We start from the raw sequence: 12,390 nt of genomic DNA, 5'->3' as shown, positions 1-12,390 counted from the left end.
GGTCGTTCAACGACGCTCCAACGGGCGATTGCGGAAACACCAGTTGCCGGCTCTTCGTCAACGCGGGCGATCAGCGCTCTACCGAACATGCTTAGGCGGCCGCGCTCGCGGAAACGGCACGACCGTCAGTGGCGCCTTGCGGAATTCCGCGATGGCTATTTCTTCAATCAGCGCGTCGAGGGCCTCGTTGACGCGTCGGCTCGTTTCATCCGCGCCGCAGAGGCGGTTTTGTGCGCACTCCAAAAGCTCGCGCGCCGCGGCGAAATCACTTCGCATGACAACACCCTTTGGTTTTTGGCCCGCCGCACCGACATTGTCGGCGCGCTTAATTGAGCGAGTGCTAATATACACAGGAGCAATTTAATCGAATGGTACGAGATGGCCGAGGCCGGGAGAGAGGGCCGAAATGACGGCTCTGCAACCGCGAAGTCACGCCCGGGCTCAGCGTCTCTAGATATGAGATGCTAACTCGTTGTCTGGCGACAGATTTTGGCAGCAATTTCACGGAAGTTTCTGGTGACCCGACGAGGACGGTCCCGACACGTACGCCCCTAATACGATCTTGGGCGGCTTATATATTCTCTGGCGGCGGCAATCTGGCGCCGGTGCTCGCGGAGGAAGGCTGCGCCGAAACAAATGGCGAAGGCCAGTACTGAAAGGCTTGTCGTTGCTCTTGATGTTGGATCGGGATCGGGACTTAGCAGGAAACGGAAACCGAACGCGAAGGCGAAGACGATAAATCCGCCAAATATGCCGTTGATGAAGGGGGCGGTCGTGCGTTTCTGCTCCAACGAAGACTCCTAGGTTTTCCGCTAGGGAACTATGGTTTCCGCTAGGGAATATATGCGTTGAAGCTGATGTGCTACCGATCCTGACGGCCCCGGCCTGTGGATATCGGGGATGAGCAGATATCAAGCGCCCCGGAGGTCTCAAGAAGCCCGTACTGGTGCCCCCGGACGGAATCGAACCGCCGACCTTCGGTTTACAAAACCGCTGCTCTACCAGCTGAGCTACAAGGGCACGGCGCTCCGGTTACCATATCTGCTGCGCCAGTAAAGACAAAACTCCGTTTTCGGCTGCCGCGAACGCGCCGGTTCTGCCGCCGGGGCGTCCTGAAAACGGCCAATTCGCTTCCTATATTTGATCGAAGGTGCAATCGCATCAGCGAGGCAGTCGCATGATCAGGTTTGTCATCATTCTCCCGCTCGTCGTCGTGGCCTGGGTTCTCCTGGTGAAGCTCATCAAGGACCTGAAGCACGCCAATATCGACTGGACCGGCGTCACCACCATCATCGGCTTCATCGCGCTCGCCTTCTGGCTTCGCCATATCACCGGCATGGGCTGAGGCCTGCCGGTTGTTCCGGTGAACTGTCGACGGCGCGACCGTTCGTGGTCACGCATCAGACCGCGCGATTTCTCCCGCCGAGAAAAAATCCAAAAAGACCTTCGAACCTTTTTCCTTGTTGCGACGACTGATGGTCAAGAGGCGGTTGGATCGCCTCCCACAACAAGGAGATCGTCATGTTCAAGCGCACCATCGTTTCCGGCCTCGTCGCCACCACCGTCGCCGCCGCCATGCTGGTCGGCACCGTTCAGCCGTCGGCCGCCCATCACAAGCACAAGCACCTCGGCATCGGCATTGCCGCAGGTGTCGGCGGCTTCCTGCTCGGCAGCGCGCTGGCCCAGCCGCGCACCGTCTATATCGAGGAAGACGGCGGCTCGTGGCACGTCCGGCGCTGCCTCAATCGCTACCAGAGCTACGACCCGTACTCGGACACCTATGTCGGCTACGACGGCTATCGCCATCGCTGCCGACTTTGAGAGCCACTATTGCCAGTTTTGAGAGGAGGTGACCGTTTCAGGCAACCGGAGGAAGGGGCACCCCACTGCCCCTTTTCTGCGTGTCTGAGTGGCAGGGCAGAGGGGTTGTTCCTCCGACCTCTTAGGACCTGGGTTCCTCGCCCGCCGCGAAGCGGGGGAGAGGTGGCCGCCCACGGGTCTTGCCTTCCGGCAAGCCCGAGGACAGGCTCCGCGGCCGGAGAGGGGGCCTTCGTAGGGCGCGGTCCCCTCTCCGTCGCGGCTTCGCCGCGCCACCTCTCCACATTTCCGTGGGGCGAGGAACCCAAGCTGGAATAAAGCCGCGCTCCGTCAGCCTCTCTGTCCTGTCGAACATCGCCCACTTAAGGCGAGATCGGATGCCGCTTCAGCATTCGCCAACACTCTTGCCGATGTACAGCGATTTCCCAACAGCCTAATCTGCACCGATACCGAAACAGGGAGAGGGCGCTTGGGCGAGCACGATCCGAACGAAGAGCCGATCGAGACAATTTTCCGCAACGGCACAATCACCACCGTCGGCATCCTGCTGGCGTTCTCGCTGGGCTTCATCACGCATTGGGCCGCCAACCCGATACCTTGGGAAATCTATCACCTGGCCGCCGTCGCGCCGATTTTGATCGGCATTGCCCTGCAGATACGAGCGCTGCGGTTGCTGCTCGACTTAACGTCTCTACAACGGCGCGTTTATGAACGCGCCAATCGTATCTTCATTGCCGGCCTAATCTTCACCGCCTGCGGAGTTGGGCTGGCGATGCTGCTTGATTTCTACGACCTATCGACCAAGAGCGCGGTGCCCGGGGCCTAGCTTTGGCCATCCTGGCAGATGTCGCACCATTCGACGCTGGTCAGCGCTGCCATGCGCTCGGTTCGCTGCGAAGGCCGGGAGGGGTCGGCAGCCCGCCGATCATCCTTGTCACCTCCGCCGCCGCATCGTGCACAAGCGGGCCGATCTCGGCCAGCCGTTCCGGCGTTACCCGCACCGTCGGCCCGGAGACCGAAACGCCGCCGATCGGCTCGCCGAATTCATTGAAGATGGCGGCGGCGACGCAGCGCATGCCCGGATGCCGCTCCTCGTCGTCTACCGACCAGCCGCGCAGCTTGATCGTCACCAGGTCGCGAGCGAGCGCCGAGATGTCGGACAGCGTGTTTTCGGTGAAGCGCTCCAGCCCGGCCCGGCGCAGGATGGTGGCGACGCGTTCCGGCTCGAGATGCGCCAGCACCGCCTTGCCGATGCCCGAGGCATGGAAGGAGCTGCGCGTGCCCGGCCGGAAGAAGGCGCGGATCGCCTGATGCGTCTCGACCTGACTGACGAAGACGACGCAATCGTCCTCGGCGACGCCGAGATTGGCGGTCTCGCCGGTCTTCTCCATCAGTTCCTGCATGACGATACGGGCGCGGTCGACCAGCTTGCGGCGGCGCAGGAACGCCGCGCCCATGCGATAGGTCTCGACGCCGATCGACCACAGTTGGTCAGGGCCGTCGAACTCGACCATGCCGTGGTTTTCCAGCGTCGTCAGCATGCGGTAGGCGGTGGATGCCGGCAGACCGGAACTGGCGGCGATCTCGCTCAGCGACAGGCCGCTGCCATCGGCAACGATTGCCAGGATGCGCAGCGCCCGGTCAAGCGACTGCACCGAAGCGGCCTCGGACGGTCCGTTGAAGGCGCGCGGCCGGCCGCGCTGGCGTTTTTCGATGGTTTCCATGGATCCATTCTTCCCCTGTTTGCTCAAGCAAGCAATGAAAAAGTTTTTCACCGATTTGTAAGGCGAATTCGTGGAAAACAGAAAGACCAATCAATTCAAGCCGCAAGAGCCGTTCTCTATAAATGAAAAAATATTCTGAAAAAATTGAAAAGCAATCGGCGCACTGGCATTATCGGCCATCAACAAATCTCGTGGAGGCTGACATGGCCAGGATGCGTGCGGTCGACGCAGCGGTTCTCGTTCTCGAAAAGGAAGGCATCTCCTGTGCCTTCGGCGTGCCAGGTGCTGCGATTAACCCACTCTATTCGGCGCTGAAGGCGAGGGGCAGTATCCGCCACATCCTTGCGCGTCACGTCGAGGCGGCCTCGCATATGGCCGAAGGGTTTACCCGCGCCAGATCGGGCAATATAGGTCTGTGCATCGGCACTTCGGGTCCCGCCGGCACCGACATGATCACCGGCCTCTATTCGGCCGCTGCCGATTCAATTCCCATCCTCTGCATCACCGGGCAGGCGCCGCGCGCGCGTCTCAACAAGGAGGATTTCCAGGCCGTAGACATCGCCGCCATTGCCGCGCCCGTCGCCAAATGGGCTGTTACGGTCATGGAACCCTATCTGGTGCCGATGGCGTTGCAGAAGGCGTTTCACCTGATGCGCTCGTCGCGGCCGGGGCCGGTGCTGATCGATTTGCCTGTCGATGTGCAACTGGCCGAGATCGAGTTCGACATCGATGCCTACGAGCCGCTGGTGCCGTTCAAGCCGGCAATGTCGCGCGCCCAGGCCGAGAAGGCGTTGACGATGCTGAACGCGGCGGAAAGGCCTGTCATCGTCGCCGGCGGCGGCATCATCAACGCCGATGCGTCCGATCTGCTGATCGAGTTCGCCGAGGTCACCGGCGTGCCTGTCATTCCGACGCTGATGGGCTGGGGCGCGATCCCCGACGACCATCGCCTGATGGCCGGCATGTGCGGGCTGCAGACCTCGCACCGCTATGGCAATGCCACGATGCTCGAAGCCGATTTCGTTTTCGGCATCGGCAACCGCTGGGCCAACCGCCACACCGGTTCGATCGACGTCTACACCAAGGGTAAGAAATTCATCCACGTCGATATCGAGCCGACGCAGATCGGCCGCGTCTTCGCGCCGGACCTCGGCGTCGTCTCGGACGCCGGTGCGGCGCTGAAAATGCTGCTCGACGTCGCCACCGAGTGGAGGACGGCCGGAAAATTGCGCGACTGGTCGGGCTGGGCCGGCGAATGCCGGCAGCGCAAGAAGACAATGAAGCGCAAGACCCATTTCGACCAGGTCCCGCTGAAGCCGCAGCGCGTCTACGAGGAGATGAACAAGGCGTTCGGCCGCGACATCACCTATGTCACCACGATCGGCCTGTCGCAGATCGCCGGGGCGCAGTTCCTGCACGTCTACAAGCCACGCAACTGGATCAATTGCGGCCAGGCCGGCCCGCTCGGCTGGACGCTGCCGGCAGCGCTCGGTGTTCGCGCCGCCGATCCGGACCGCACCATCGTGGCGCTGTCCGGCGACTATGATTTCCAGTTCATGATCGAGGAACTGGCGGCCGGCGCACAGCACAGATTGCCCTACATCCATGTCGTCGTGAACAATGCCTATCTCGGCCTGATCCGCCAGGCGCAGCGCGGCTTTTCGATGGACTTCGAAGTCAGCCTGGCCTTCGAGAACGTCAACCGGAAAGACGAGCCTGAGGCGGGCTACGGCGTCGACCACGTCGCCGTTGCCGAGGCGATGGGCTGCAAGGCGGTCCGGGTGCGCCGGCCGGGGGAATTCGCCGGTGCCTTCGAAGAGGCAAAGCGCCTGATGAACGAGCACCAGGTTCCGGTGGTGCTCGAATTCATCCTCGAGCGCGTCACCAACGTTTCGATGGGTACCGAAATCGACAAGATCACCGAATTCGAGGAGCTAGCCGAACATCACGAAGATGCCCCCACGGCGATCGTCATGCTCGATTAAGCCGCATATGAGGAACTACTGCCATGCCACGGTTTTCAGCCAATCTTTCGATGCTCTTTGGCGAGCATGACTTCCTCGACCGCTTCGATGCCGCCGCCCGCGCCGGCTTCAAGGGCGTCGAGTATATCGGCCCCTATGACCATGCGCCGGATGTCGTCGCGGCCAGGTTGAAGAAGAACGGGCTGACGCAGGTCCTGTTCAACCTGCCTGCCGGCGACTGGGCCAAGGGCGAGCGCGGCATCGCGATCCTGCCCGACCGCATCCCGGAGTTCCGGCAGGGCATTGCCAAGGTCGTCACCTATGCCCATGCGCTCGGCTGCGAGCAGGTCAACTGCCTCGCCGGCATCGCGCCGCAAGGCGTCGATCGCTCCGTGCTGGAAGACGTCTTCGCCGAAAATCTGGCTTTCGCGGCCGAAAAGCTGGAGCAGGCCGGCATCAGGCTGCTGATCGAGCCGATCAACACCCGCGACATTCCGGGCTTCTTCCTGAATTACTCGGACCAGGCTCTGGCCCTGATCGACCGCGTCGGATCGAAGAACCTGTTCCTGCAATACGACATCTATCACATGCAGATCATGGAGGGGGATCTCGCCCGTACCATAGAGGCAAACCTCAACCGCATCGCGCATATCCAGCTTGCGGACAATCCCGGCCGTCATGAGCCGGGGACGGGCGAGATCAATTTTCCTTTTCTGTACAACCACATCGACCGCATCGGCTATGCCGGCTGGATTGGCGCGGAGTATAAGCCGAAGGCGGGGACGGATGCCGGACTGGGGTGGTTCCGGGACCTGGCCGGGCAGGGCAGCGCGGCGGCGTAGCGGGCAAGAGAGGCCCCCTCATCCGGCCGCTGCGCGGCCACCTTCTGCCCGCTGGGGAGAAGAGGCTGGCACCGGCGTTCGCGATCTCTTCTCCCCTCGGGGAGAAGGTGGCCCGAAGGGCCGGATGAGGGGGCGTTTCACATAGTCACTTGGAGAAAAACATGGAAACCATCGGCTTCATCGGCCTCGGCATCATGGGCGCGCCGATGGCGGGGCATCTGCTAGACGCCGGTTATCAGGTCGTCGCCAGCGACCACCGCTCGAAGCCGCCGGCCGATCTCGTCGCCAAGGGCCTGAAGACAGTCACCGGCCATGATGCCGTCGCGCGTGCCGCCGACATCGTCATCACCATGGTTCCGGATACGCCGCAGGTCGCCGACGTGCTGTTCGCTGAGAACGGCGTCGCGTCCGGGCTGACAAGAGGCAAGCTGGTCATCGACATGAGCTCGATCTCGCCGATCGAGACCAAGGAATTCGCAAAAAAGATCAACGATGTCGGCTGCGACTATCTCGACGCGCCGGTGTCGGGCGGCGAGGTCGGCGCCAAGGCGGCTTCGCTGACCATCATGGTCGGCGGTGAGGAAAAAGCCTTCGAACGCGCTAGGCCCATCTTCGAGAAGCTTGGCAAGAACATCACTCTGGTCGGACCGAACGGCGTCGGCCAGACCACCAAGGTCGCCAACCAGATCGTCGTCGCGCTGACCATTGAGGCCGTCGCCGAAGCGCTTGTTTTTGCATCGAAAGCCGGCGCCGACCCGGCCAAGGTCAGGCAGGCGCTGATGGGCGGGCTCGCAAACTCGCGCATCCTGGAAGTGCATGGCGAGCGCATGATCAAGCGCACTTTCGCGCCCGGCTTCCGCATCGAACTCCACCAGAAGGACCTGAATCTCGCCCTTGAAGGCGCGAAAGCGCTCGGCGTCGCCCTGCCCAACACTTCAACGACGCAGCAATTGTTCAACTCGTGCGCGGCGAATGGCGGGTCAAAGGAGGATCATTCGGCGCTGGTCAAGGCGCTGGAGCGAATGGCGGGATGTGAAGTGGGTGAATAGTGAATAGTGAATAGTGGGTCGGTAATCAGTAGCAGATGGGTGAGTCGTTGGTAGTGAATTGGTCACGACTTACGTACACTCTCACCATTCACCATTCACCATTCACCATTCACTCTCTCAAAAACTTCCTCGCCGCATAAAGCGCCACCGCCGCGGCATTCGACACGTTGAGCGAGCGGATGGCGCCGGGCATGTCGAGCCGGGCCAGCGTCGTCACCGTCTCGCGCGTTTTCTGGCGCAGGCCTTTGCCCTCGGCGCCAAGTACCAACGCGATCTTTTCTCCGGCAAAGCTCGTTTCGAGCTCCGCCGGCCCGTCTGAATCCAGGCCGATCGTCTGGAATCCGGCCTCGTGCAGCTGCTCCAGCGCATGGGCGAGGTTCTTCACCTCGATCTGATCGATGTGTTCGAGCGCGCCGGAAGCCGACTTTGCCAGCACGCCGGATTCCTGCGGGCTGTGGCGCGCCGTGGTGATCAGTGCGCCGGCGCCGAAGGCGACCGCCGAGCGCAGGATCGCGCCGACATTGTGCGGATCGGTGATCTGGTCGAGCACCAGCACCAGCCTGGTGTCGCCGAGCGCATCGAGGCGTTTCGGTTTCAGCGGCTCGGCCTCGATCACCACGCCCTGGTGCACGGCATCCGAGCCGGTGACCTTGTCGATGTCCCTGGGTTCGACCAACTCCGCCTTGAAGGGCAAAGCGCCAAGATCGGCGATTGCCAGCCGCTCGGCAGCGTTGCGCGTCACCAGCATCTTCTTGATTTTTCGGCGCGGATTGTCGAGTGCGGCCCGCACCGTGTGCAGCCCGTAGAGCCGCACCAGCCCATCCGCCGGGTTCTCGCCGGGCGGCACCGGCTGGCGTGGCCTGAATGCAGGCGCGCCACCGCTCTTCTCGTCGCGATGCGCGCGGCGCAGCTTGGCGTAGTGGGTGTCTTTAGGGGTCTTCGATTTGTTGTCGTTGCTCATGGCCGGCTTCTATAGCCGTGTCGTCCGGCCATGGATACAGCTGCATAAGCTGCTTGTCGGGCGAGGCGTGAGATTCAGCGCTTTTTGCCGGACTGTTGCGGTTGACAGTTTTGGGCGCTGCCGCCATAAGGCGCTTCGCGGAAGGGCTGCTCAGGCAGCCGCGACGCGTCGATGCCTCGTTGCATGGCTCCGGCGGCAGACTGGAGAGGTGCCCGAGTGGTTAAAGGGGACGGACTGTAAATCCGTTGGCTATGCCTACGTTGGTTCAAATCCAACCCTCTCCACCACTGCCGGCCCGGAAGCCCTGAAACGCAGAGCGAGCGTCGGAGCGGATCCGATGCTTGACTGAAAGGCGCGGGTATAGCTCAGTGGTAGAGCAGCAGCCTTCCAAGCTGAATATGCGGGTTCGATTCCCGCTACCCGCTCCAGATTTCCCCCAAGCCGCGGCGCACCTCGCGCACGATGCCGAAGTAGGCAGCCCCAAGCGAAGCGCTTTGCCGATAGTTCAAAGTATTCGTTGCGCGTCCAGACGGACGCGCATCTTAATCTGTGTTATCGTTGTTATCGTTGTCCCGAACCGCAGGCGGCGTTGGGCGACAGGCGTCAGCTCGCGAATTTGCTGAATATGGACGCGAGCTGGTTCTGCTGCGGCACCTGCCCGTTCGGCGTCAACTGGTCGACAAGCCCTGGCAAGGCCGCGGACAATTGCTTGAGCAGATCCTGCTGGTTCAGGCCCGTCCTTTGCGCGATCTCCTGGATGATTTGTGGCCCGAGAGCACTGCCCAGATCGCTGGGGTTGATCGGCTGGTTCTGACCGGTGCCGACCCACGAATTGGCAACGTTGCCGTGGCCGGCGTCCTTCAGTTTGTCGAGCAGTCCGCCCAGACCGCCGAGCAGTCCGCCGTCGGCGGATGCGGTTGTATCAGGCGGGACGGGGGCAGGGCTCTGCGCCGCCTCCGGCTGGGCGGAACTTCCACCGCTCAGCATTTTTCCCACCAAAAGTGCGCCGAGCGCGATCATCAGCGGCTTGGCGACGTTGCCGCCGGGAACGGCATTGTCAAACAGTCCCATTGTGGATCTCCATGTCAAATTGCCCGTCCGTCTCCAACAATGACGCATCCATGGCGAATTTCAAGCCGGTTTGAGCTTTCCGTAATCATGATTTTCAAGTTGGCTTGAGCTTTGCTTAATAATGTGGAAGTAATCGGGTGCGGGGAACGGAGAGGAAAAATGTCAATATTAAGCTGGATTATTCTCGGCGTCATCGCCGGCTTCATAGGCAGCAAGATCGTCAATAAAAGCGGGCAAGGCCTTGTGCTCGATATCGTGCTTGGGATCGTCGGCGCCATCGTCGGCGGGCTCATCTTTAGCGCCTTTGGAGCGTCGGGCGTTACCGGGCTCAACATCTATAGCCTGATCGTCGCCGTGGTCGGTGCCGTGGTGGTCCTGTGGGCCTATCACCAGTTCAGCGGCAAGAGGGCTCTGTAGAAGCCGCTCGGCAATTGCGTCGGCATTCACCCGAATGCCGACCGCCTATCTGATCCTTTTGAGGATTTCGCGGATCAGCGTGTTGAGGCCGGCTTCCAGCCCTCTCACCATGATCGGCCATAATTCCTCGAGCAATCGCTGCCATACCGCATCGCGCCCAATCCTCACCGGCAGATTTGGCATCGCGCCCATTGCCGCCGTCACGTCGCGGCGCAGCCGCTCGCCACAGGCGCTTGCGCCGCTGATCGTCGGATCGAAGGGCAGCCGGGTGAAATCCCATTTTCCGCGCTGCTCCATGCCGAGATTGCTCTCGACTTCGGCATGCGACAGCACCGTTTTGGGCGTGACCTTGATGCGGTAGTATTTGCAGAGTTCGGCGACAACGGCGGTCATCGCGTCCCACTGCGCCCTGGTCATCGGATAGCGGCCGGCATCGAACGGCCTTTCCTCCGCCCCGGCCATGCAGCAGAGCGAAACCCCGATCGAGCCGCCGTTGCAGTTGAGCGTGTGCGCGGCATATCCCGGTTTTACCCGACCCGAATTCAGCGCGATCGAAGGCCGGCCCCTGACCAGACGGCCATTCCCCTCGACCAGTATGTGATACGCATCCCTGTCGGTATCGCCGGCCGAATGCGAGCCTGCCGTCCAATGGCAAATGACGCGCCTCATCGCAACATTGGGCAACCAGTCGGGCGGCAATGCCACAGAAATCCCCGCGACATAAGTTCAGTGACGGAGCATAGTATAGTTTCGTTGGCGGCCGACGCGAAAACGAAACGATAATTTGGTTGAGCGTTTCTAACGGTCAGCTATTCGCCGGCATCTGCGGCAACCACGTGTTCTTCATATTGCGGCAAGTCGTCGGTGATCGTAAACCACTTCGCCTTCGAGCCGACAAAGATGTGCTGCGTCGGGCGGATGGTCGGTTCGTCGACGAGGGTTCCCATGGCGACATGCACGAAGGCACCGTCGCGGACCACCGAATAGAGCAACGAGCCGCAGGTCTTGCAGTGCGCGTCATGGCCGGTTTCATCGCCGAAGATCGTGAGATTGTCCTCGCCGTTGGTCAGGCTCAGCCTATCGCGTTCGATGCCGGCGAATGGCTTGAAGGCCGAGCCGGTGGTGCGCCGGCAGTTCGAGCAGTGGCAGTTCGCGGCATAGACGAACGCGTCCGCCACCGCGTACTGAACGGCGCCGCACAGGCACTTTCCGGTGAGCGTGCGGTTGCTTGCATTCTGGTTGTTCTCGTTATCCGGGCCTGCCATGCGCTTCTCCGATTATCCCTGCGCCGTTTTCCGCTCTAGGCGACGACGGTCAACCGGCGCTTGCGCTCGTCGAGCGAGACGATGGTCAACCCGCTGGCCACCACCAGCAGGATGCCGCAGATGGCCAGCGCATTCGGGAGCTGCCGGAATACCACCAGGCCTGAAATCACCGCCCAGACGGTAAAGCAATAGTAGAACGGCGCCACCACGCTGGTCGGCCCGACGCGATAGGCCATGAAGATAAAGAAGTGGCCGAAGATCAGGAACAGTCCGGCGCCGCCCATCAGCAGCAGGTGACGGATTTCAGGCACCACCCACTGCTCGGAAACCAGATGCGCAACGCCGGCGCCGGCGAGCACCACAATCACCGCGGAAATGGCGACGACCATCCCCGGCACGTCGGCGGCGACCTTGCGTCCCGCCAGATCGCGCGCGGCGGACAGAGCTGCGTTGCCTAGCGCCAGCAGCGCGTAGACCGAAATCCCCTGCATTGTCGGTTGTGCCACCATCACCGCGCCGACAAAGCCGAGCCCGATCAGCGCCAGGCGTACCCCGCCGATCCGTTCGCCAAACAGCATCGAGGAGCCGACCAGCATCAGCAAGGGCGTGATCTGTCCGAGCGCGGTCGAATCGGCGATCTGCATGTTGGCGAGCGCCACCACGTAGCAAAGGATCGCACCCAGTTCGAGCAGGTTCCTGCGCAAAACCTTGGCGTCTAGGATCAGCGGGATCTGCTTGCCGTAGCCCAGCATGAACAGCAGCGGAATGCCCCACAATGTTGCCGCAGCGCCGCGCAGGAACAGCACCTCATAGGGCGGCAGTCCCGCGGTTGCGAGTTTCATCATCGTGTCGTTGACGATGTAGGACCCGGTCGAAACGACCATGAACAGCGGGCCTCGTATGGCAGTCGGGATGAAATGCATCGGCCCACGAAATCAGACCGGCGCCAGGGCGGCAATGGGCCAGATCCGGCTGTAAATCCGGCAAAGCCGTCAGCCGCCGCCGTAACCATTCCATTTGCCCTTGTTCGTTCCTATATCCGCGCCACATTCTCCGAAACCGGATCACGCGTTCGGGCGGGCGAGCGCGCTCGGCGACAAGGCACTTGTGTTTTTCGGCCTTAGTCGCTAATCGCCCCGCATTCGACTGAACTGAAGGTCCAGGCCGTCCCCAGGCCGTCCAAGGAAAGAGACTATGGCAAAAGGTAAATTCGAGCGCACTAAGCCTCATGTGAACATTGGCACGATTGGTCACGTCGACCATGGCAAGACGTCGCTGA

Annotated in this window: 15 protein-coding genes, 3 tRNA genes and 1 pseudogene; 10 read left to right on the top strand and 9 right to left on the bottom strand. The window is 61.8% G+C overall.

The window, feature by feature from the left end; all coding sequences use genetic code 11:
- Positions 1-78: 78 nt before the first annotated feature.
- The 3 genes from NKI70_RS15005 to NKI70_RS14995 all read right to left on the bottom strand — a co-directional run bounded on the left by NKI70_RS15005 (position 79) and on the right by NKI70_RS14995 (position 1,020).
- Positions 79-276, bottom strand: coding sequence for a hypothetical protein (locus tag NKI70_RS15005; protein WP_084641813.1), 198 nt, complete (start codon positions 274-276; stop codon positions 79-81).
- A 275-nt stretch (positions 277-551) separates the two neighbouring features.
- Positions 552-791, bottom strand: a complete 240-nt coding sequence (locus tag NKI70_RS15000) for a hypothetical protein (protein ID WP_156937488.1) — start codon at positions 789-791, stop codon at positions 552-554.
- A 153-nt stretch (positions 792-944) separates the two neighbouring features.
- A tRNA-Thr gene (locus NKI70_RS14995) sits at positions 945-1,020 on the bottom strand.
- Between the two features lie 157 nt (positions 1,021-1,177).
- On the opposite strand from NKI70_RS14995, the gene NKI70_RS14990 reads away from it, so the two are divergent.
- The 3 genes from NKI70_RS14990 to NKI70_RS14980 all read left to right on the top strand — a co-directional run bounded on the left by NKI70_RS14990 (position 1,178) and on the right by NKI70_RS14980 (position 2,644).
- Positions 1,178-1,345, top strand: coding sequence for a hypothetical protein (locus NKI70_RS14990; RefSeq protein ID WP_352451069.1), 168 nt, complete (start codon positions 1,178-1,180; stop codon positions 1,343-1,345).
- Between the two features lie 176 nt (positions 1,346-1,521).
- On the top strand, positions 1,522-1,821 hold the full coding sequence (locus NKI70_RS14985; RefSeq protein ID WP_352724701.1) for a BA14K family protein: 300 nt from the start codon (positions 1,522-1,524) through the stop codon (positions 1,819-1,821).
- Positions 1,822-2,287: 466 nt separating this feature from the next.
- Entirely contained in the window at positions 2,288-2,644 is a 357-nt protein-coding gene (locus NKI70_RS14980) for a hypothetical protein (RefSeq protein WP_352724700.1), read from the top strand.
- 40 nt (positions 2,645-2,684) lie between these two features.
- Here the strand turns inward: NKI70_RS14980 and bhcR are convergent, their stop codons facing one another.
- Positions 2,685-3,542 carry an HTH-type transcriptional regulator BhcR gene (bhcR, locus tag NKI70_RS14975; RefSeq protein ID WP_352724699.1) on the bottom strand — a complete coding sequence of 286 codons (858 nt, stop codon included), beginning with the start codon at positions 3,540-3,542 and terminating at the stop codon, positions 2,685-2,687.
- Positions 3,543-3,745: 203 nt separating this feature from the next.
- Here bhcR and gcl point away from each other — a divergent pair, with 203 nt between their 5' ends.
- The 3 genes from gcl to NKI70_RS14960 all read left to right on the top strand — a co-directional run bounded on the left by gcl (position 3,746) and on the right by NKI70_RS14960 (position 7,397).
- Positions 3,746-5,527 (top strand): glyoxylate carboligase, encoded by a 1,782-nt coding sequence (gene gcl, locus NKI70_RS14970; protein WP_352724698.1) that lies wholly within the window; start codon positions 3,746-3,748, stop codon positions 5,525-5,527.
- A 23-nt stretch (positions 5,528-5,550) separates the two neighbouring features.
- The gene (gene hyi / locus NKI70_RS14965; protein WP_023680427.1) at positions 5,551-6,348 is read left to right on the top strand and encodes a hydroxypyruvate isomerase; all 798 of its coding nucleotides are present in this window, start codon (positions 5,551-5,553) and stop codon (positions 6,346-6,348) included.
- 161 nt (positions 6,349-6,509) lie between these two features.
- Positions 6,510-7,397: a 2-hydroxy-3-oxopropionate reductase gene (locus NKI70_RS14960; protein WP_023680428.1), complete on the top strand. Its 888-nt coding sequence runs from the start codon at positions 6,510-6,512 to the stop codon at positions 7,395-7,397.
- A 109-nt stretch (positions 7,398-7,506) separates the two neighbouring features.
- Here NKI70_RS14960 and NKI70_RS14955 read toward each other — a convergent pair whose 3' ends face one another.
- Positions 7,507-8,358, bottom strand: coding sequence for a TrmH family RNA methyltransferase (locus NKI70_RS14955; protein WP_023680429.1), 852 nt, complete (start codon positions 8,356-8,358; stop codon positions 7,507-7,509).
- Positions 8,359-8,560: 202 nt separating this feature from the next.
- Here NKI70_RS14955 and NKI70_RS14950 point away from each other — a divergent pair.
- Both NKI70_RS14950 and NKI70_RS14945 read left to right on the top strand, forming a co-directional pair.
- Positions 8,561-8,645 (top strand) — tRNA-Tyr (locus NKI70_RS14950).
- 67 nt (positions 8,646-8,712) lie between these two features.
- Positions 8,713-8,786: transfer RNA gene (locus NKI70_RS14945), tRNA-Gly, on the top strand.
- 175 nt (positions 8,787-8,961) lie between these two features.
- On the opposite strand, the gene NKI70_RS14940 is transcribed toward NKI70_RS14945, so the two are convergent.
- On the bottom strand, positions 8,962-9,429 hold the full coding sequence (locus tag NKI70_RS14940; RefSeq protein ID WP_023680430.1) for a YidB family protein: 468 nt from the start codon (positions 9,427-9,429) through the stop codon (positions 8,962-8,964).
- A gap of 159 nt (positions 9,430-9,588) precedes the next feature.
- Between NKI70_RS14940 and NKI70_RS14935 the strand changes: the two genes are divergently transcribed.
- Positions 9,589-9,846 carry a GlsB/YeaQ/YmgE family stress response membrane protein gene (locus NKI70_RS14935; RefSeq protein WP_023717513.1) on the top strand — a complete coding sequence of 86 codons (258 nt, stop codon included), beginning with the start codon at positions 9,589-9,591 and terminating at the stop codon, positions 9,844-9,846.
- A gap of 45 nt (positions 9,847-9,891) precedes the next feature.
- On the opposite strand, the gene NKI70_RS14930 is transcribed toward NKI70_RS14935, so the two are convergent.
- From NKI70_RS14930 to NKI70_RS14920, 3 genes are all read right to left on the bottom strand, one after another.
- Positions 9,892-10,551, bottom strand: coding sequence for a peptidoglycan recognition protein family protein (locus tag NKI70_RS14930; RefSeq protein WP_352724697.1), 660 nt, complete (start codon positions 10,549-10,551; stop codon positions 9,892-9,894).
- Positions 10,552-10,655: 104 nt separating this feature from the next.
- On the bottom strand, positions 10,656-11,111 hold the full coding sequence (locus tag NKI70_RS14925) for a GFA family protein (protein WP_352724696.1): 456 nt from the start codon (positions 11,109-11,111) through the stop codon (positions 10,656-10,658).
- Positions 11,112-11,146: 35 nt separating this feature from the next.
- Positions 11,147-12,034, bottom strand: coding sequence for a DMT family transporter (locus NKI70_RS14920; RefSeq protein WP_352724694.1), 888 nt, complete (start codon positions 12,032-12,034; stop codon positions 11,147-11,149).
- A 271-nt stretch (positions 12,035-12,305) separates the two neighbouring features.
- Here NKI70_RS14920 and NKI70_RS14915 point away from each other — a divergent pair.
- A pseudogene (locus NKI70_RS14915) lies at positions 12,306-12,390 on the top strand (GTP-binding protein); the annotation flags it as partial.

Origin of the sequence: Mesorhizobium sp. M0500 (assembly GCF_040321165.1) — a bacterium.
Lineage (GTDB): Bacteria > Pseudomonadota > Alphaproteobacteria > Rhizobiales > Rhizobiaceae > Mesorhizobium.
This window is presented reverse-complemented; position numbering and strand designations above follow the sequence as displayed.

Coding starts and splice junctions, on each gene's coding strand:
- NKI70_RS14935 (WP_023717513.1), top strand. CDS start 9,589: ATGTCAATATTAAGCTGGATTATTCTCGGCGTCATCGCCGGCTTCATA.
- gcl (WP_352724698.1), top strand. CDS start 3,746: ATGGCCAGGATGCGTGCGGTCGACGCAGCGGTTCTCGTTCTCGAAAAG.
- NKI70_RS14990 (WP_352451069.1), top strand. CDS start 1,178: ATGATCAGGTTTGTCATCATTCTCCCGCTCGTCGTCGTGGCCTGGGTT.
- NKI70_RS14955 (WP_023680429.1), bottom strand. CDS start 8,358: ATGAGCAACGACAACAAATCGAAGACCCCTAAAGACACCCACTACGCC.
- NKI70_RS14925 (WP_352724696.1), bottom strand. CDS start 11,111: ATGGCAGGCCCGGATAACGAGAACAACCAGAATGCAAGCAACCGCACG.
- hyi (WP_023680427.1), top strand. CDS start 5,551: ATGCCACGGTTTTCAGCCAATCTTTCGATGCTCTTTGGCGAGCATGAC.
- NKI70_RS15005 (WP_084641813.1), bottom strand. CDS start 276: ATGCGAAGTGATTTCGCCGCGGCGCGCGAGCTTTTGGAGTGCGCACAA.
- bhcR (WP_352724699.1), bottom strand. CDS start 3,542: ATGGAAACCATCGAAAAACGCCAGCGCGGCCGGCCGCGCGCCTTCAAC.
- NKI70_RS14960 (WP_023680428.1), top strand. CDS start 6,510: ATGGAAACCATCGGCTTCATCGGCCTCGGCATCATGGGCGCGCCGATG.
- NKI70_RS14940 (WP_023680430.1), bottom strand. CDS start 9,429: ATGGGACTGTTTGACAATGCCGTTCCCGGCGGCAACGTCGCCAAGCCG.
- NKI70_RS14985 (WP_352724701.1), top strand. CDS start 1,522: ATGTTCAAGCGCACCATCGTTTCCGGCCTCGTCGCCACCACCGTCGCC.
- NKI70_RS14920 (WP_352724694.1), bottom strand. CDS start 12,034: ATGCATTTCATCCCGACTGCCATACGAGGCCCGCTGTTCATGGTCGTT.